This is a genomic window from Bacillus yunxiaonensis, assembly GCF_037104695.1.
GTDB lineage: Bacteria > Bacillota > Bacilli > Bacillales > Bacillaceae_G > Bacillus_A > Bacillus_A yunxiaonensis.
This window is the reverse complement of record NZ_JBAWSV010000012.1, coordinates 52,562-71,891: the sequence shown is the minus strand read 5'-3', so window position 1 is coordinate 71,891 and position 19,330 is coordinate 52,562. Positions and strand designations below refer to the sequence as shown.

Here is a 19,330-nt window from a genome sequence, read left to right as displayed (position 1 = left end):
AAATCAACAAAAAATAGACAATTTTCTTTATAATTCGACATTTAAGCAGGTTGATATAAGTCTACTTATAAAAACTTAATATATCTAGATATTCGCTACACTCCTGCTATTCGTGGGCAAGTAGACCCTCACCTCAAGATTGTGAGGAATCCGAAGAAGAGAGGTGGGAGATAACTGCTGGCATGCGCCCGATTGGTGAGGGCTTTTCATCAGTGGAGGATGAAAAAACATTGATGGAAGTTTCACTTTACATCAGAATCATCTAAACTATTATTAGGTCATATTAAATGTGGATATCACATGTAATACATAGGAGTGAAAAGGATTGTTTCAGTTAAACAAAGGAGATCAAATAGGTATTTTTTCACCATCACTACCAGGTACATATACATCGCCTAATAGATTTAAACGTTCCAAACAGTTTCTGGAAAGTAAAGGATTTCGTATCGTTGATGGAAGTCTTACTGGAAAACATGATGGATATCGATCTGGAAGTATAATGGATCGTGTTCAAGAGTTGAATGAACTCATTCGAAATCCAGAAATTAAGTGTATTATGTCGTCTGTTGGAGGAAGCAACTCAAATTCTTTACTTCCCTATTTAGATTACGAAGCAATAAAAAAATACCCTAAAATTTTTGTTGGATATTCAGACGTTACAGCAATTTTATTGGGGATTTATGCTAAAACGGGTATTCAAACATTTTATGGACCTTCCTTGATTTCGTCATTGGGAGAATTTCCTCCGTATGTGAATAACACATTTTCATCATTTGAAGATGTGCTAATAAAAAGTGAAGCACTTCCATATGAGTATCCGCTATATCCTGTTTGGACAGATGAGCAATTAAATTGGCAGGAACAAAATCGCTCCAAAAAAAGTTATCCCAATGAATGGATCTGTGTAAAAGAAGGTATAGCAACAGGTCGGTTAATAGCTGGAAATGTAATGACAATGTTAAGTATATGGGGAAGTCCTTATATGCCCGCTATTAATAGAGGAGATATTTTAATGATTGAAGACTGCAAAAAAACAGCAGCGATCGTTGAAAAGCATTTTAGTTTCCTAAAAATAAATGGAGTATTTGACAAGGTTAGTGGTGTAATCTTAGGAAAGCATGAACAGTTTGATGATCAAGGAACAGGGTTAACACCATATGACATTTTACTCGAAGTAATCGGAGACCTTGATATACCTATCTTAGCGGATTTTGATTGCTGCCATACACACCCTATCGTAACAATGCCAATTGGAGCAACGATTGAATTAAATGCAACGCAGAAAACAGTTCGTATTTTGAGCTTTTGATTGCTCATCGCGCTATTCGCGGGCAGTAAGATTCCCCACCTTAAGATGGAGAGAGAAGCGAAGAAGAAAGGTGGGGATAACTGCCTGTAAAAGCCCGATTGGTGAGAGCTTTCCATCAGTGGGGGATGAAGAACCCCCCGCTGATAGAAGTTTTACTTTATAGCATTCTCGATTAGAGTTAAACCAATCTAAAGTGAAAAATACGTGTATTTTTAATCTTATTAGAACTAGATACATTTAGAAATATACAAAAGTCCCTTCAGAAAAAAATCTAAAGGGACTTTTTATTTCGCATTAACGGACAGTAACCCCCACTGATGGAAGTTTCACCTTACATTGCAAAAAACATACAAGTCTTTATGTTAATAATCTAGTTAAATAATAGATAAAATACATATCAAACCAAATACCCTTAAAAAGTTCAAGGCATTTGGTTTGATATGACAGGACAACAAAGAAAGAGTGGTCAATGCACATACATGTTAATCAAGTGAAAATGGATTAAGTGAGCAAAAAAATGAATATTTATACTTCTTGGAACACAGAGGGTTTTAGTTACTCTCTCTTTGTGATTGTAAGTGTAACACTAAAAATAAAATAAATCAACGAAAAATAGACAATTTTCCTATTAATTCGACAATTTCGCTTTTTGGATAACACTTGTTATGAATGGTGCTTTTGCATTTGTATATGCAGCTCTATCAAAATGATGTTTATTCGCTAATTCTATTTTTAACTGACCATATTGCTGACGTACATCAGGATGATTTCTTAAATAGTCTCGAAATAAAAGGTTACTATTCCATTCGTCACTACCGTATTGATAAATGTGCAAATGATGCGTTCCAGCTCTCCATAATCCTTTTCTAAAGAATCTCCTATTAGGGAATTCTTCATGAAATACATGTTCATATCCGATTTTTTCTAATGGTTCAATAAATGTGTCTACTTCACTAAGATCACGAACTCCAACCATTATATCAAGTATAGGTTTCGCGCTTAATCCTTCGACGGATGTACTTCCGATATGTTCAATAGCAAGCGCTGCACTACTTATAATATCTTTAATAATTTTCTGCTCTTTGTTAAATTGTAATGCCCAATTTGGCGTGTATTCTTCAATTACAACTTGTTTGTCCATATGCATCTCCTTTTCTTATTAGATTTATTTAACAAGGTTTTTAGATTGTCCTCTTGGAATGCTTAATATTTTCCATTCTGAACCTTTAATTTGCTTACCGATATACAGAATTTGTCCTAAGTGATTGCTGCAATGTGCAATTTCAATTTGAATGGCTTCTAAAACGGTTAGGGGATTTTTTCTAATGGTCACAATCTTTAGTAGATCATCTGTTTTGAGCTCTTGAATGGTTGAAAATAAGAGGAACCATCCTTTTTCCCAAATGTGCATTAATTCCTCTTTCGATTGAATTGTATCAACAAATTCATTATCACGATCCCGATATTCTTTTTCACCATCAGTTGTTAAAAAGTGGGGCCATCTAGAATGCATATTTCCACTTAGATGCTTCACGATGATTGCAATACTATTGGATTCCTCATTAGGACGCCAATGTAGTTCTAGTTCAGTTAATTGTTCAATTGCTTGTTCAGTACGTTCTTTTATATGTGTAAATTGAGAAAGTACAGTAGATAAAAATTTGTCTTCAACTCGATTCATCAAAAAGTCTCCTCTCTATTTCCTTAATTTAACTTTATTTTAGACCTTTTAACGGCTTTTCTTATGAAATAAAAAGGTATGCATAGGATGATAAATAGCACACCTAATAATGGAGCACTTTTTGCGAAAGCATCCATCGTATTCATGATAGAATTGCCCTTTCGTTTTTGGATATGATCATACTCATCCAGTTCTTTATATTCTTTTTTCAATTGCTGCATGAAGTAAAACCTCCTATGTTAATTTTTTATATATTTGATGAGTTCTAGCAAAGATGCAATACTTGGATCTTGATCAGGATAGTCCCCGTAAATTTCTTGAACGTGTTCACTCCATTCATACAATTTCATTTCATAAACTCACATCGCAAAATTAAAATCATTCATAATATTTAAATTATAATACAAAAAGATCGTTCATAATCAAGGTAGGTAATAAAAATGACTAGTACAAAAAGTAAGATTGTGATTTATATCAATCTTCTTTTTAAAATTACAAAACTAATTACAAAACTTACGAAATCTATTATTACTATTGTTAATAATAGATACTTTTTTGTATGCTTAAAAACACTACTAATACAATATTTAGAAATAGAGGTTTCTACTTCGTATTTTTTGAATCTATATTTTAAATTTTAATTTGTACTAAGTTTAAAGAAATCTTGTAACCAAAATAGGATAGTTATAATAACCATTCCGAAATTAAGGATGAGTGCTGTTATAATGGATAAGTTTGTGATATTTAAGAGCTGCTGGAAGTTTCACTTTATGCTCTTTTTTTATTTTGCACTAGAATCTAGAAATCCATATGGAATTTTCAAAACTGTAGTATATTTGTATCGGAACTAGTAAAGTAATGTAGATGACCTCAATTATACTAAATATTGTTTTATTAAAGAGAATAAGTAATATAGGTTTCACGTGTAATATAGAAGAATAGAGGGAGATAGTAGAGGGATGAGGAAAAGAAAAACTTCGTTAGGGTTACGTACAACGATTACGGTACTAGTATGTGCTGTTGTTGCATTTTCTTTGCTTGTAACAGACATTTTAATTAGTCATAATGTCGAGCGTACGACAGAAGACAGTCAAGCAGAAAAAGCAAAAGTGATTGCACGCATTGTGGCAGATTCACCACTCGTAATTGATGCTTTAGCGGGAAGAAAAGATATATCTGAAATTCAAACGTACACGAATAGACTTTTAAAAAATACAGGTGTTCACTTTATTGTAGTCATGGATATGAATGGGATACGAAAATCTCATCCAGACCCACGGAAAATCGGTCAACATTTTGTTGGAGGCGATGAGGGCATAGCCTTGAAAGGCAAAGAATATGTATCAATGGGAAAAGGCACGTTAGGGGAATCTATGCGAGTGTTTGTACCAATCTTTTCTGAAACGAAAGAACAAATAGGGGTTGTTGCCGTCGGAATTTCAGCTGATAATGTGGAAGAGAGGATCGAGGAGAGTAGACATATTATTTACATAGGTGTCGGTGTGGGAATTTTAGTTGGAATTATAGGTGCTATTTTATTAGCTAGACATATTAAGAAGATTTTGCTTGGCCTCGAACCAAGTGAAATTTCAAAAATTTTAGAAGAGCGGAATGCCATGCTGCAATCTGTCAAAGAAGGAATTATTGCTATCGATAAGGATGCAAAGGTTACTTTAATCAATAACGAAGCGAAGCGGTTATTTGAGACAAGTGGGATTAGAGAAAATTTTATTGGTCAAGACATTGGGAAGTATCTGCCGAACTCAGGTATAAAAGAGGTATTAAAAACGGGAGTAGCGCAATTTCATCAGGAACAAAGCCTAAATGGGATTACAATTGTTACGAACCGCGTTCCTTTATACGTAAAAGGAGAAATTGTTGGTGCAATTGCAACCTTTCGTGATAAAACAGAGATTAGGCAATTAGCAGAGCAGTTAACGGGGATTCGGTTATATGCAGATGCTTTGCGGGCACAATCTCATGAATTTATGAATAAGATGCACGTCGTATTAGGGTTAACACATATGAAGAATTATGAACAATTAGAGACGTATATTAGTAGCATGGTATCAGAGCATCAATATGAAATTGGAGATGTGATGCGGAAAATAAAAAATCCTGTGTTAGCAGGGTTTATGCTCGGTAAGCTTAGCTATGCGAGAGAAAAGGGGATAGAACTGATTATAAGCGAAGATTCCTGTTTACCAGAGTCAGCTGACGAGAGCATTAATCATAAACTCATTACAATTGTAGGGAATTTAATTGATAATGCATTAGATGCGGTGGCAAACTGTGAATCTAAGCAAGTACATCTTTCCATTCAATATGATGATAAGTTGATTGTTAAAGTTACAGATACAGGACATGGAATCAAAAAAGAAGAAATAGATAAAGTCTTCACTAAAGGATATTCTACAAAAGGAGAAAATCGAGGTTATGGTTTATATCTTGTAAAGGACAGTATAGAGCGTTTAAAGGGAAATATACATATTGATTCAGTGTTAGGAAAGGGAACGACAATCACCGTTGAATCACCATATAAAAGTAGGGATGAGATAGGAAGATGATTAAAGTTTTAATTGTAGAAGATGATCCAATGGTAGCTATGTTAAATAAGCATTATTTAGAACAAGTTGGAGGATTTGAACTTGTTCATATAGCTAAATCCGTAAACGAAGCAGTACAAATATTAGAAGAATCTCATATAGATTTTATACTGCTTGATATTTTTATGCCTGGTGATACAGGATTTGAATTGTTAATGCATATACGTAATAAAGAAAAAGAAACTGATGTTATGATGATTTCAGCGGTACATGATATGGCAAGTATTAAAAAGGCACTGCAATATGGAGTTGTCGACTATTTAATTAAACCATTTACGTTTGAGCGCTTTAAGGAAGCGTTAACTGCCTATCGTGAGAAATTTAGATTTATGAAGGCACAACAAAAGATTAATCAATCTGAACTAGATGCACTGATTTTACAAAAAGAAAAAGTTGAATCTCCCGTAAGTAAAGAACTTCCAAAAGGGTTAACAAAACAAACATTGCAGTTAGTTTGGCAACAAATAGAATCGCTTTATGGAAAAGAATTTACAACAGATGAAATGGCACAATTAGTTGGAATTTCAAGAGTATCTATTCGAAAGTATGTCCTATTTTTAATTGAAATCGGAGTTTTAGAAAATGAAATGGTTTATCAGCAGGTAGGAAGACCGGTAAGTAAACTGCGTTGTATCGATGAAAACAAAATAAAGTTGTATATGTAAGCTGTCTCAAAAGGCCGTTGAATAACGACCTTTTGAGACAGCTTTTTTAAATAGAAATGAACCTTTTTATCCCGCTATTCATGGGGCAGTATCCCCCACTGATGGTAGTTTTATTTTATGATTCCAAGTATCGCTTTAATTTCTCTTAGCGAGTCCTGATGAATATAGATATTTAGTGTTGGTTTGCGAAAAATGTCGGATTTATTAGAAAATTGACGATTTTTTGTTGCTGTACTGTATTTTTAGTGCTACACTAATAATTATTAAGAGAGAGTAGCTAAAACCCTCCCCTTTTAAAATGAAAAGACAGAAAATTCAGTCTTCCAGAGATTGTCATGTATGTTTGCTACTCTTTCTTCTTTTTTATACCGTATAAAACCCTATAGAGTAGATATGCGAGATGACTAAGGGGTAATTATTTGGTGGCAATCGTTTTAAAAAAGTGAAAAAATTTTTAAATAAATAATTGACAATGGAGGCACTTTTTAATAATAATTAGATTATAATAATTTTAAATAAGTAGTTATTATTTAAAAGGAGGCTTTCAAAAATGAATTTTAATAATCGTTTAACAACAAACCAAGGTGCTCCTGTAGGAGATAATCAAAATTCTCGCACAGCAGGTCGCCGTGGGCCGGTATTATTAGAAGATTATCATTTAGTAGAAAAGTTAGCTCATTTTGATCGTGAACGTATTCCTGAGCGTGTTGTACATGCGCGTGGTGCTGGTGCTCATGGAATTTTCGTAACAAAAAATAGTATGAAAGAATATACAAAAGCAGCATTTTTACAGAAAGAAGATACAGAAACACCTGTATTTGTTCGCTTCTCAACTGTTATTCATGGCCAAGGTTCTCCAGAAACGGCTCGTGATCCAAGAGGTTTTGCGGTGAAGTTTTATACAGAAGAAGGAAACTATGATCTTGTTGGTAACCATTTACCTGTATTCTTCATTCGTGATGCAATGAAATTCCCTGATATGGTTCATTCTCTAAAACCAGCGCCTGATACAAATATTCAAACACCAGATCGTTACTGGGATTTTATGACGCTAACACCAGAATCAACTCATATGTTAACTTGGGTATTTTCTGATTACGGTACACCTGCAAACTACCGCCAAATGGAAGGATTCGGTGTTCATTCATTTAAATGGGTAAACGCAGATGGAGAGATTGTATACGTAAAATACCACTGGAAGCCACAACAAGGCGTACGTAACTTTAATGTAAAAGAAGTAGAACAAGTGCAAGGAAAGGATTTTAACCATGCAACTCGTGATTTATTTGATGCGATTGAGCGTGGGAATTATCCAAAATGGGATCTTCATGTACAAGTCATGAAACTAGATGAAATGGATTCTCTAGAGTTTGATCCACTAGATCCAACAAAAATGTGGCCGGAAGACCGTTTTCCATTAATGGAAGTAGGTACAATGACGTTAAATCGTAACCCGCAAAATTTCTTTGCAGAAGTAGAGCAAGCGGCATTTTCACCAAGCGCAACTGTGCCTGGTATTGAACCATCTGAGGATAAATTATTACAAGGACGTTTATTCTCTTATCCGGATACACAGCGTTATCGCTTAGGGGCAAATTACTTACAAATACCTGTAAACTGTCCGTATGCAGCTGTGCATAACCAGCAACGTGATGGTTTCATGCAAGTGAACCAACAACCATCCACAATCAATTATGAACCAAGTCGCCATGCGGAAAATCCAAGTGAAGATCCGGCATATCGAGATTCCACTATGAAGCTTACAGGTTATGTATCTCGTGAAAAAATTGAGAAACCAAACGATTTCCAACAAGCTGGTGAACGTTATCGTTCATTCTCTCAAGAAGAACAAGATAACTTAATTGCGAACTTAGCAAATGATTTAAAAGATGTAAATGAACAAACAAAATTACTTGCAATTTGTAACTTTTTCCGTGCAGATCGAGAGTATGGTATGCGTTTAGCACAGGCATTAAACGTTGATATTTCGGCATATATGGGAGGGACTGTGAAATAGTGGGAGTTGAATGTAAACATTATGACTCCCAGCAAACAGTTAAGTTTTGATATTGTTTGTTTTAAGTGGAATTCTATTCTTTCGTCAAAGAATTAAATAATTAGATTATGTATTAACGGTAACCCGAGTAGTAGACAAATTAAAAAGTCACTATTCGGGTTTTTTTCTATTTAGAGAAGAGGTACTGTGCATAACCAACAACCATCTACAAGCAATTATGAATCAAGTTGTCATGCTGGAAGTTCAAGTGAAGATCTGGCATATCGAGAGTATGGTATGTGTTTAGCACAAAGATTAAATGGTGGTATTTGAGTATATATAGAAAGGAGCTATATGATAGGGGATGCTTTCAATAGCTATTTTTGGGAAAAACATACGGTTTCTTTAATTACAAAACTAATTACAAAACTTACAAAAACTATTTTTATTATCAAAACAGTTTTAAAATTGTGAATTACGATATGAGGGATTTATATGGGGATTCATAAGGTTCTGGTGCAACAGAAGTTGTGAGTCGTTAAACATTGACTATCAAACTCGAACATACTGATATTATTAATCTAAAAACGATGAAAGAGCGTAATATACATAATTTTAATATTATCATCATGCATTGAGCATATCAATATGGTTCTGAGTTAATCGGTGTCATCTTAGGGGAGCTAACGATTCTTGGCGAATGGATTCCGAAGAAAACATGATTGATTTTTATCTTAGTAAAATAAGAGACAACGAGCCTGCAAAATGATTTTTTTAGAACGTTTTAGATTTTTTTCGTTTTTTGGCATAGCGTCATAATAGTCGATAAGAATTAAGGTTGTCGACTAATGATAGAAGAAAGAAAGAGAAAACTATGTTAGCAGGCACCTAAATCATTTAAATTAAATAATTGAATGATATATTAGGACGGAATCATTGTCATAGCATATTTGTACCAAGGGCCATCTAAATATAATTTATAGGAGGATGACATGGGTATAATTTTCAAAAGAGCAACATCGATTTTTTTAATTGGAATGATTTTTATGTTTACTATAGGTAAGGGTTTTATGCCTATAATAGCAAATGCACAAGAGTTAAGTACAACAGGATTTGTAGATGGTTTTACGATTGATAAAACAAATCTAAAATACGGAGAACAGACTAAAATAAGTGTAACTTTTAGTGATAAATCTGGAAATAAGATGAAGTCTGGAGACACACTAACATTAACACTGCCTTCGGAATTACAAGGATTCAAGGGAACGATTCCATTAAATGATGAACAAGGTAAGAATTTTGGTACTTGTCAAGTAAATGCGGGTAATGTCGTATGTACATTTAATGACATGGTTGAGAAACTTCACAATATTAGAGGGTACTTTAATTTTACAGTTCAAGCTACTAATGTAGGAACGGATCAAAAGAAAGAGGTTGAAACAAATTTAGGCACAACTTTAGATAAGCAAACTGTGACGATTGCTGGTCCAACCAGTGGTGGTGGTACAGGCTCTAAACCGTTTTTCTACAAAGTTGGTGATATTCAACCAAACAACACTGATGAAGTGCGTTGGTTCTTGAGTATAAACTTAAACAAAGAATATTTAAGTAGAGATATTGTTGTGTCTGATAGTTTGCAGGAAGGTCAAACACTTAATAAAGATAGTTTTCGGATAACAGTTAATGACAGAGAGACGTTATCAATTCAACAATTTAAAGATCAACGTTATGGAGATGTTCAGTTTAATGACGACGGTCATTCATTTAAAGTCGTGATTAACTGGAATATGGGAAGTGCTAGGTCTTTTACCGTTTTTTATACAACTACTATAACGGAAAGTGGAAAGAGCCAAGAATCTTTTAAGAATGATTATAAGATTGATTATCAAATTCTGTACAAACAACCGGTTTCTGAGTCGGGTAGTGCCACAGTCAAAAATATAACATCCGGCGGTGGTGCTCAAGGTGATTTACCTCCTAAAGGAACGTTAAGGATTGTTAAACATCTTGAGGGCGATGAAGAAAAGGTAATACCGAATGTCTCGTTTAAGTTGTATAAAGAGTCAGGTGAACAAGTTGGAGATGTATATGTAACGGATGAAAAAGGTATAATCGAAATTCCTAATTTACAACCAGGAAAATATTATGTGCAAGAGGTTTCAGCTCCAGACTATATTGATTTCGATCCTCAGACAAAAGTAAGTTTTGAAGTTAAATCAAATACTGTAAACGGAGTTAAACTGCCGATTTCGAATAAAGTGAAATCTACATCCATTACAGGAACAAAAACATGGAAAGGCGATAATGCGACAGATCGCCCGAAAACAATTAAAGTAGACTTACTACAAAATGGTCAGGTCATCAATACACAAGAAGTAAGTGAAGCAAGCGGTTGGAAGTATGAATTCAAAGACTTAGCCGCGTACGATGCAAACGGAAAAGCGTACAAGTATGAAGTGAAAGAACAACCAGTAGATGGATATCAATCAGAAGTAAAAGGTTATGACATTGTAAATACAAAAGTGGTCCAAACAACAACAGTAGAAGGAACAAAAACATGGAAAGACGATAATGCGACAGATCGTCCGAAAACAATTAAAGTAGACTTACTCCAAAATGGCCAAGTGATCACAACGCAAGAAGTAACAGAAGCAAGCGGTTGGAAATATACATTCAAAGACTTAGCGGCATACGATACAGACGGCAAAGTATACAAGTATGAAGTAAAAGAACAGCCAGTACCAGGATATCAATCAGAAGTAAAAGGTTATGACATCACGAATACAAAAGTAGGAAAAGTAACAGTAGAAGGAACAAAGACTTGGAAGGATAACAATGCAATAGATCGCCCAAGTACAATCAAAGTAGACTTACTACAAAATGGCACGGTCTTACTTACACAGTATGTAACAGCAGCAAACGGCTGGAAATATACGTTTGCAAACTTAGCAGCATACGATGCAAACGGAAAAGCATACAAGTATGAAGTGAAGGAACAACCAGTAGCAGGATATCAATCCGACGTACATGGTTATGACATTACGAATACAAAAGTAGGAAAAGTAACAGTAGAAGGAACAAAAACATGGAAAGACGATAATGCGAAAGATCGTCCGAGCGTGATTAAAGTAGACTTACTGCAAAATGGTAAAGTAATTAAAACACAAGAAGTAACAGAAGCAAACGATTGGAAATATGCGTTTAAAGATTTAGCAGCATATGATGCAGACGGCAAAGCGTATAAGTATGAAGTAAAAGAGCAACTGATAGATGGATACAAAACAGAAGTAAATGGTTATGACATTACGAATACAAAAGTAGGTCAAACAAAAGTAGAAGGAACAAAAACATGGAAAGACGACAATGCGAAAGATCGTCCGAGCGTGATTAAAGTAGACTTACTGCAAAATGGTAAAGTAATTAAAACACAAGAAGTAACAGAAGCAAACGATTGGAAATATGCGTTTAAAGATTTGGCAGCATATGATGCAGACGGCAAAGTATACAAGTATGAAGTAAAAGAACAACCAGTAGATGGATATCAATCCGAAGTAAATGGTTATGACATTACGAATACAAAGATTAAGGAATGGACAGTTGAAGTTCCTAAAGAAGATACAAACACAAATACAAACACAGATACAAACACAAACACAAACACAGATACAAGCACAAACACAAATACAAGCACAGATACAAACACAAATACAAGCACAGATACAAACACAAATACTAAGAACGATTCAGAAGTTCGATCTAATAAGGAAGATAATAAGACACCAGGATTACTTCCTAAAACAGGAGGAACACCAGCGGAGATAATTTCAATTGCTGGAGGTATGGTATTGTTCATTTTAGGTGGAATCCTACTCTTTCGTCAAAGAGTTAAATAATTAGATTATTTATTAACGGTAACCCGAGTAGTAGACAAATTAAAAAGTCACTATTCGGGTTATTTGTTATTTAGAACATGTCTTTTTTAAACAAATGCCTCTTGCTGCATATAGTTATAGGGAGAACGGAGGGATAACAGTGACGAGAATTGCCTATACAGAAAGTGATGTCGATTTACTTGCTCGTCTTATGCGAGCAGAAGCAGAAGGCGAAGGGCAACAAGGTATGATGGCGGTAGGAACAGTTGGTGTGAATCGTGTAATGTGCGATTGTTTGGATTTTAAACAGATTACAAATATTCAACAAATGGTGTATCAGCAGCCAGGCGGATTTGAAGCAGTGACGAAAGGGTATTTTTATCAACGGGCAAGAGAGAGCGACAAGGCAATGGCAAGAAAATGTTTGAATTATGCTCGTATATGGCCAGGTGTATATTCTCTTTGGTTCTTTCGTCCAGTTGGCAGTTGTCCTCCTACGTGGTGGGATCAACCTCATGCAGGACAATATAAGAATCATTGTTTTTACGAACCGACTGGAGATGAATGTCCGAAGGTATATAGTGGAAAATAAAGGGAAACTTCCATTAGTAGGGTTTTTTCCTCATCCTTCACTGATGGTTAGTTGAACTAATCGGGCGCATACTGCCCAAAAGTAGCGGGATAAAATAGATAAGAGAAATCGAAACGATAAATGATGTGACAGTATCCCTCCTGTGTAGAAAGGAGGGTTTTTTTGTATGATTAAGTAATAGTAGACAATAACAAGAGCTTTATTCTTTACATCACTATACAATATCGAATACACTATTCTTTAATAAATAGGCAGAATTTTCTTTAAATAAGGCGGTGAGATTTTGTTATATACAGAATATATTTCTGAAACAGAGACAATATTAGAGTCTTTAATGGATGATTTGATTGTAACCGATGTAAGTGGAATAATTTTAAAGGCGACACAATTTACAGCTGATCGATACGGAATTGAGTATGAAAATTTAATCGGTGCATCTATTTATGAATTGGAACGAACGGGTATTATTACGCCAGTTGTAACGCCGTTAATTATACAAAAAAAAGAGAAAATTACAGTTGTTCAACTTACAAAGACGGGAAATAAATTGCTAGTAACGGGTATACCTTTATTTGATGAGGAAGGTGAAGTATATCGAGTAGTAAGTTATTCTTATGACGTTTCAGACTTAATTGAAATTCAGAAGTATTTAGATCATATGCAAGATGAATTAGAGCGTGTGAAAGAGGAAGCACAATTTGCATTGCGGGAAAAAATTACATTGGTAGGATTAGTTGCGGATGATCCTGCTATGTATAAAGCAATGGAAACAGTACACCAAGTTTCTGAAGTGGATGTAAATACAGTGCTACTTGGTGAATCAGGAGTCGGAAAAACAGCTATTGCCCGTTATATTCATGAAAAAAGCCCAAGAAAATATGGCCCTTTTATTGAAGTGAATTGTGCTGCTATACCTGAATCACTATTTGAAGCTGAATTCTTTGGATATGAAGCGGGCTCTTTTACAGGAGCAAAGAAAAATGGAAAACTTGGATTTGCAGAACTAGCTCATGGAGGAACATTGTTTCTCGATGAAGTTGGAGAGCTTTCACTTGAACAGCAAGTGAAACTTCTTAAGTTAATTGAAGAAAGAAAGTTTTATCGTGTAGGTGGTACGAAACCTAAAAAGGCAGATTTCCGTCTTATTGTTGCGACAAATCGTAATTTAGAACAGCTTGTTGCAAATAAAAAATTTAGACAAGATTTATATTTTCGTCTATATGTTGTACCGATTTGGATTCCGCCATTACGTGAACGTCCTAAAGATATTATGAATTTGATGTATTTATTTTTGAATAAATTTTGTAGTCAATATAAGAGAGAGCGGGAATTGGATCAGGCTGTCATACAAATTTTATTACGACAAAAGTGGGAAGGCAATGTAAGAGAATTAATGAATATAATGGAAAGGCTTGTTATTACGTCGCGTTCAAAGTTAATTACCATTGAAAATATACCAGATTACTACATATCTAAGGCGAATAATGACTTCGTTACAAAACCGTCTCAAACTCTTGTAGAAACACTAGAAATGGTAGAAAAACAGGTGTTAATAGATGCTAAGAAAAAATATAAGACTACTGTGAAAATAGCAGAGATGCTAGCAATTAGTCAGCCTTCCGTAGTAAGAAAACTAAAGAAATATAAAATAAAATGATGAATTGCGACAAGGTGGATGAGTTATTTTTGCTCCATCTTTTTCTTTTTTATCGAAGATCAAGCCCCCTACTGAAGGAAGCTTCACTTTATAACTTGGCACGTAATTTGCATTAATAAATAGTACAAGGGAAGAGAAAATGTAATTGTTCTATTCTCAAATCAATATGATTTACTTCAATACTTAGCAAAACAAAAGAGATAGAAAATAATTTGTAGGAGTGAGAAGATGTATAAACCTAAGGATTCTGCTATGTCACCGCGCTTTTGTGGAGTGAAAACGTTTATGAGACTCGAACAAAAAAACACTACTGAGAATGTAGATTTTGCAGTATTAGGAGTACCTTTTGATACTGCACAGTCTTATCGTGTAGGAGCACGGTTAGGGCCAAATCATATTCGAAACTTTTCAAGTTTATTACGTCCATATAATCCAGATCAAGAGATTAATATTTTTGATTATTGTTCAGGTGTAGACTATGGAGATTTAGATGTTGTGCCTGGTAATATTCATCGTACATACGACAACATCGTAGAAGGTTTAACACCTTTATTAGAAAAAGGGATTGTACCTATTATATTAGGCGGGGATCATTCGATTTCATTAGGAAATTTAAGAGCATTTGCAAAACAATTTGGACCTGTGGCTCTTGTTCATTTTGATTCTCATAGTGATACATGGGATCATTATTATGGAGAAAAATATATGCATGGAACGCCATTTCGCCGTGCAGTTGAAGAAGGACTCATTGATGTCGATCATTCAATTCAAATCGGAATGCGTGGTCCTTTATATGGACCGAACGATATAGAGGATGCAAGAGAATTAGGTTTCGAAGTTATTCCAATGAGAGAAGTACGAAAAATTGGATATGCAGAAGTGTTGCGAAGAATTCATGAACGAGTTAAGAATGCAGTAACATTTGTTTCATTCGATATTGATTTTATTGATCCTGCATACGCACCGGGAACAGGAACACCTGAAATTGGCGGACCTACAACAATTGAAGCCGTTGAACTCGTACAAGGTTTAAATGGATTACAAATAGTTGGCTATGATTTAGTAGAAGTGTTACCTGCATACGATAGCGGGGAAATCACAGCAATTGCGGCATCAAGCATTGCATATGAAATGATTACTCTTGTAGCTCTGCAAAAGCGTCGTAGTTTAGTAAAACTAAATTCATAATCATTAAAGAGGAGGACATTATGCATACAGTAGATATATTACTTATGGTTGGTTACTTTGTGATTATTGTGGGCGTTGGTTTTGTAGGAGCACGAAAAGCGAAAACATCAGAAGATTTTATGGTTGCAGGCCGTAATTTAGGTTTAATGATGTATCTTGCTTGTTTATCAGCAGTTATTCTTGGCGGAGCATCCACAATTGGAACCGCAAGATTAGGATATGAATTTGGTATTTCTGGCATATGGCTCGTTTTCATGATTGGAATTGGAATTATACTATTAGGAATATTTTTAGTGAAAAAAGTATCGAAATTTAAAATCATTACAATTAGTGAACTATTAGGTTTACGTTTTAATTCACAAACAAGAGTAATCACGTCATTAATTACTTTTATATATGTAACGATGATTACTGTAACACAAGTGATTGGTATGGGGACGATATTAAATGTATTACTGGGCTGGGATATTAAACTTTGTATGCTATTAGGCGGTAGTATTGTTGTTCTATACACATTACTCGGTGGAATGTGGTCTGTAACAATGACTGATATATTTCAATTTATTGTAATGACAATTGGAGTTTTTGTAATTATGTTGCCTCTTAGTTTACAGAAAGCTGGCGGCTGGGCTGCACTTCAGGCGAAATTACCACATAATCATTTTGAAATTGCCAGTATTGGCGGGGATAAAATTTTTGCTTACTTCCTTTTATATTGTTTAGGTGTACTAATCGGACAAGACATATGGCAACGTATCTTTACTGCGAAAACAGTGGGGATTGCCCAAAAAGGTACAATTGGTGCTGGAGTGTATTGCTTATTATACGCAATTGCAATCGCTATCATTGGGATGTGTGCGGCTGTTGTTTTCCCAAATTTAAATGATCCACAAAGTGCATTTGTAACAATGGCAGTTACGATTTTACCAGCTGGTTTATTAGGAATTGTCATTGCGAGTGTTGTTTCAGCTCTTATGTCAACAGCTTCTGCGACATTATTAGCATCTTCCACTTTAATTGTAAATGACATAATAAAAGGTACTTCATCTAAGAATATGAGTGAGAAAGAAGTAATTAAGATGTCCAGAATTGTAACTTTAATAGTCGGAATATTTGTAATCGTTAGTGCTGTTTGGATTCAAGATGTGATTGTAGCGCTAGATGTTGCATATGCCATTTTATCTGGATCAGTATTCTTTCCGATTATTCTAGGTTTGTTTTGGAAGCGTGTAACAGATAAAGCAGCGTTTTACTCTATTATTTTAAGTGCAATCGTAACAGTTGGTGGCTTAATTGTACAAGGTCTTTCTGCTACAGAACCAATTTTATACGGAATGGCATGCAGCATCGTATCAATCATCCTAATTTCGTATTTCACATCACCAGAATTTGAAAAATATGAAGAGTGGAAAGAACAGCATACAAATGCAGATATGGATGTGTAAACAAATAATTCGATGATTTTATTCCGCTATTCGCGGGGGATAAGCCCCCCCATCTCAAAATTCAAGAGAAAAGCTAGGTGGGGGATAAAAAAACACTGATAGAAATATCACCTTATATAAAATGGGAAATGCATCTACAGTTAAAGGGAGGACTTCAAATGACTACAAGCTGGAATCATTTAATTGAAAGAATGCCACAATTACTAGCCCCTAGTATGGCGAAGGATCATCCGAATTTACCAGTTGTAAAAGAAGAAGGATGTTACTACTTTGGATTAGATGGGAAAAAATATCTTGATTTCACATCTGGTATTGCAACGACCAATGTTGGACACCGTCATCCGAAAGTTGTACAAGCAATTAAGGATAGTGCGGATTGTCTGACTCACGGTCCATCTGGAGTGATTATGTATGAGTCAATTTTGCGTCTTGCGGAAGAACTTGGGAACGTATTGCCATCTAACTTAGATTGTTTCTTCTTTGCAAATAGTGGGACAGAAGCAATTGAAGGAGCAATTAAGTTAGCTAAATATGTAACAAAAAGACCGTATATTATTTCTTTTTTAGGATGTTTTCATGGAAGATCAATGGGTTCATTAAGTGTAACAACTTCGAAAAGTAAATATCGTAAGTTTATGCAGCCAAATGGGCTAACATATCAAATTCCATATGCGAATATAAAAGAGTGTCCGCCAGGGATTGATGTAGAACAATATTGTGTTCAAAAATTAGAAAGAGATTTTGAAACTTTGTTTAACCATCAAGTTACACCGGAAGAAGTTGCATGTGTAATTGTAGAGCCGGTGTTAGGCGAAGGAGGATATATTGTTCCGCCAGCAGGATGGTTGAAAAAGATTCGAGAGATTTGCGATCAGTACGGAATTTTATTAATTTTTGATGAAGTACAAACAGGATTTGGCCGTACTGGTGAATGGTTCGCAGCGCAAACATTTGGAGTAACACCAGATATTATGGCAATAGCAAAAGGAATTGCATCAGGTATACCGCTTAGTGCAACAGTTGCCTCGAAAGAATTGATGCAGCAGTGGCCTTTAGGAACGCATGGTACAACTTTCGGAGGAAATCCCATTGCATGTGCGGCTGCACTAGCAACAATTGAAGTGATGAAAGAAGAACGACTAGTTGAGAATGCAAAAAAAATGGGTGCTTACGCTGTTCAGAAGTTACATGACTTAAAACCAAAACATTCCATTATAGGCAGTATTCGAGCGGTTGGATTAATGATTGGAATTGAAATCATCCATCCGGAAACAGGTAATCCAAATGGTGAAGGGTTATTTAAAATACTAGACATTGCATTGAAAAAAGGTGTTCTCTTTTACTTTTGTGGAAATTCAAGTGAAGTCATTCGAATGATTCCACCGCTTTCTATAAACAAAGAGCAAATAGATTATGGACTAGCTGTTTTAGATGCTGCACTTACAGAATATGAGGAAGAATTAGAGGTTTTCGTGAAAAGTTAAATGTGGATGAAATAGAGGGTGTTGAAAAACGAGAATACTATGAATTAGAAAAAATAGCTGAATATGCAATAAAATGAAACTTCTATCAGTAGGGGAGAAAAAAGCTACTGATGATTAGTTGAACCGATTGGGCTTTTACGAGCAGTTTTCTTCCTCGCTCTTCTCCAGCCTTTTCTGCCCGTTAATGCGGGATAAAGACCGCTCGATGATATTCAACATACAAAAACACTTCATTTCCAAAATGAGGTGCTTTTTGTTATATTCATAGAAAATGATATTGAAAGGAAGCGACTGTTATATGATGCCTGAGATTGTAGTTAGAAGATTCTTTGAAGAAATACGTTCAGGACGTAATCTACATTTAGTCACAGAGTTCATGGCAGAAAAGGTGTTGGCTCATCAAGTTCAAGCTGAAGATGAAGTTACAGTTGAAAGATCTCCTATGGATTATGCGGATCATGTACAAGAGATGTTGAATGCTTATGGTACATTTACTTTAGAAATTCAAGAGTTGTTAGTATCTCAGCAAGATCGTGTATATGTTCGTTGGAAGCAAATAGGTACTCATATTGGTGAGGTTGATGGATTTCAACCAACTGGTCTTCCTATCATTGAATTAGCGAGCGCTGTGTATCGTGTAGAAGACGGGAAAATTGTTGAGTATTGGATTCAAATTGACCGCACTGGTATTACAGCTCAATTAGAACGCAATAAAAAGAAAAAAATCGAAAATAGTTAAAAATATTTATTTTATATCCCTAAAACAAAAAAGCATTTCTTTCTATTCATACAGAAAGAAATGCTTTTTGTTTTGGAAACTTGATTAAAAGGACTG

Annotated in this window: 14 protein-coding genes and 1 pseudogene; 12 read left to right on the top strand and 3 right to left on the bottom strand. The window is 35.0% G+C overall.

The window, feature by feature from the left end; translation table 11 throughout:
- Positions 1-325: 325 nt before the first annotated feature.
- Positions 326-1,309 (top strand): S66 family peptidase, encoded by a 984-nt coding sequence (locus WAX78_RS23365; protein WP_336484441.1) that lies wholly within the window; start codon positions 326-328, stop codon positions 1,307-1,309.
- Between the two features lie 628 nt (positions 1,310-1,937).
- Here the strand turns inward: WAX78_RS23365 and WAX78_RS23360 are convergent.
- Genes WAX78_RS23360 through WAX78_RS23350 form a run of 3 tightly spaced genes read right to left on the bottom strand, consistent with a single transcriptional unit; the run spans position 1,938 to position 3,211 of the window.
- On the bottom strand, positions 1,938-2,450 hold the full coding sequence (locus WAX78_RS23360) for a GrpB family protein (protein WP_336484440.1): 513 nt from the start codon (positions 2,448-2,450) through the stop codon (positions 1,938-1,940).
- 24 nt (positions 2,451-2,474) lie between these two features.
- Positions 2,475-2,990 (bottom strand): DUF1572 family protein, encoded by a 516-nt coding sequence (locus WAX78_RS23355; protein ID WP_336484439.1) that lies wholly within the window; start codon positions 2,988-2,990, stop codon positions 2,475-2,477.
- Positions 2,991-3,013: 23 nt separating this feature from the next.
- Positions 3,014-3,211 (bottom strand): hypothetical protein, encoded by a 198-nt coding sequence (locus WAX78_RS23350; protein ID WP_336484438.1) that lies wholly within the window; start codon positions 3,209-3,211, stop codon positions 3,014-3,016.
- 738 nt (positions 3,212-3,949) lie between these two features.
- Here WAX78_RS23350 and WAX78_RS23345 point away from each other — a divergent pair.
- The 11 genes and pseudogenes from WAX78_RS23345 (at position 3,950) to WAX78_RS23295 (ending at position 19,234) form a co-directional block, all read left to right on the top strand.
- The gene (locus tag WAX78_RS23345) at positions 3,950-5,557 is read left to right on the top strand and encodes a sensor histidine kinase (protein WP_336484437.1); all 1,608 of its coding nucleotides are present in this window, start codon (positions 3,950-3,952) and stop codon (positions 5,555-5,557) included.
- Positions 5,554-6,261, top strand: a complete 708-nt coding sequence (locus WAX78_RS23340; protein ID WP_336484436.1) for a response regulator — start codon at positions 5,554-5,556, stop codon at positions 6,259-6,261. Before WAX78_RS23345 ends, WAX78_RS23340 begins: the two co-directional genes overlap by 4 nt.
- Positions 6,262-6,811: 550 nt before the next feature.
- Positions 6,812-8,278 (top strand): catalase, encoded by a 1,467-nt coding sequence (locus tag WAX78_RS23335; protein ID WP_336484435.1) that lies wholly within the window; start codon positions 6,812-6,814, stop codon positions 8,276-8,278.
- Positions 8,279-8,464: 186 nt separating this feature from the next.
- The gene (locus tag WAX78_RS23330; RefSeq protein WP_336484434.1) at positions 8,465-8,590 is read left to right on the top strand and encodes a hypothetical protein; all 126 of its coding nucleotides are present in this window, start codon (positions 8,465-8,467) and stop codon (positions 8,588-8,590) included.
- A 659-nt stretch (positions 8,591-9,249) separates the two neighbouring features.
- Complete coding sequence (locus WAX78_RS23325; protein WP_336484433.1) at positions 9,250-12,150, top strand: Cna B-type domain-containing protein; 2,901 nt, start codon at positions 9,250-9,252, stop codon at positions 12,148-12,150.
- 190 nt (positions 12,151-12,340) lie between these two features.
- On the top strand, positions 12,341-12,721 hold the full coding sequence (locus tag WAX78_RS23320) for a cell wall hydrolase (protein ID WP_413789233.1): 381 nt from the start codon (positions 12,341-12,343) through the stop codon (positions 12,719-12,721).
- A 283-nt stretch (positions 12,722-13,004) separates the two neighbouring features.
- A pseudogene (locus WAX78_RS23315) lies at positions 13,005-14,372 on the top strand (sigma-54 interaction domain-containing protein); the annotation flags it as partial.
- A 234-nt stretch (positions 14,373-14,606) separates the two neighbouring features.
- Positions 14,607-15,566: an agmatinase gene (speB, locus tag WAX78_RS23310; protein ID WP_336484430.1), complete on the top strand. Its 960-nt coding sequence runs from the start codon at positions 14,607-14,609 to the stop codon at positions 15,564-15,566.
- 20 nt (positions 15,567-15,586) lie between these two features.
- Positions 15,587-17,011, top strand: coding sequence for a sodium:solute symporter family protein (locus tag WAX78_RS23305; RefSeq protein ID WP_336484429.1), 1,425 nt, complete (start codon positions 15,587-15,589; stop codon positions 17,009-17,011).
- 158 nt (positions 17,012-17,169) lie between these two features.
- The gene (locus tag WAX78_RS23300; RefSeq protein WP_336484428.1) at positions 17,170-18,495 is read left to right on the top strand and encodes an aspartate aminotransferase family protein; all 1,326 of its coding nucleotides are present in this window, start codon (positions 17,170-17,172) and stop codon (positions 18,493-18,495) included.
- Between the two features lie 298 nt (positions 18,496-18,793).
- Positions 18,794-19,234, top strand: coding sequence for an ester cyclase (locus tag WAX78_RS23295; protein WP_336484466.1), 441 nt, complete (start codon positions 18,794-18,796; stop codon positions 19,232-19,234).
- Positions 19,235-19,330: the final 96 nt, after the last annotated feature.

Excerpts from the sequence above, each read along its gene's own strand:
- WAX78_RS23335 (WP_336484435.1), top strand. The coding sequence starts at position 6,812 with ATGAATTTTAATAATCGTTTAACAACAAACCAAGGTGCTCCTGTAGGA.
- WAX78_RS23355 (WP_336484439.1), bottom strand. The coding sequence starts at position 2,990 with ATGAATCGAGTTGAAGACAAATTTTTATCTACTGTACTTTCTCAATTT.
- WAX78_RS23360 (WP_336484440.1), bottom strand. The coding sequence starts at position 2,450 with ATGGACAAACAAGTTGTAATTGAAGAATACACGCCAAATTGGGCATTA.
- WAX78_RS23295 (WP_336484466.1), top strand. The coding sequence starts at position 18,794 with ATGATGCCTGAGATTGTAGTTAGAAGATTCTTTGAAGAAATACGTTCA.
- WAX78_RS23300 (WP_336484428.1), top strand. The coding sequence starts at position 17,170 with ATGACTACAAGCTGGAATCATTTAATTGAAAGAATGCCACAATTACTA.
- WAX78_RS23345 (WP_336484437.1), top strand. The coding sequence starts at position 3,950 with ATGAGGAAAAGAAAAACTTCGTTAGGGTTACGTACAACGATTACGGTA.
- WAX78_RS23340 (WP_336484436.1), top strand. The coding sequence starts at position 5,554 with ATGATTAAAGTTTTAATTGTAGAAGATGATCCAATGGTAGCTATGTTA.
- WAX78_RS23320 (WP_413789233.1), top strand. The coding sequence starts at position 12,341 with ATGCGAGCAGAAGCAGAAGGCGAAGGGCAACAAGGTATGATGGCGGTA.
- WAX78_RS23305 (WP_336484429.1), top strand. The coding sequence starts at position 15,587 with ATGCATACAGTAGATATATTACTTATGGTTGGTTACTTTGTGATTATT.
- WAX78_RS23350 (WP_336484438.1), bottom strand. The coding sequence starts at position 3,211 with ATGCAGCAATTGAAAAAAGAATATAAAGAACTGGATGAGTATGATCAT.
- speB (WP_336484430.1), top strand. The coding sequence starts at position 14,607 with ATGTATAAACCTAAGGATTCTGCTATGTCACCGCGCTTTTGTGGAGTG.
- WAX78_RS23325 (WP_336484433.1), top strand. The coding sequence starts at position 9,250 with ATGGGTATAATTTTCAAAAGAGCAACATCGATTTTTTTAATTGGAATG.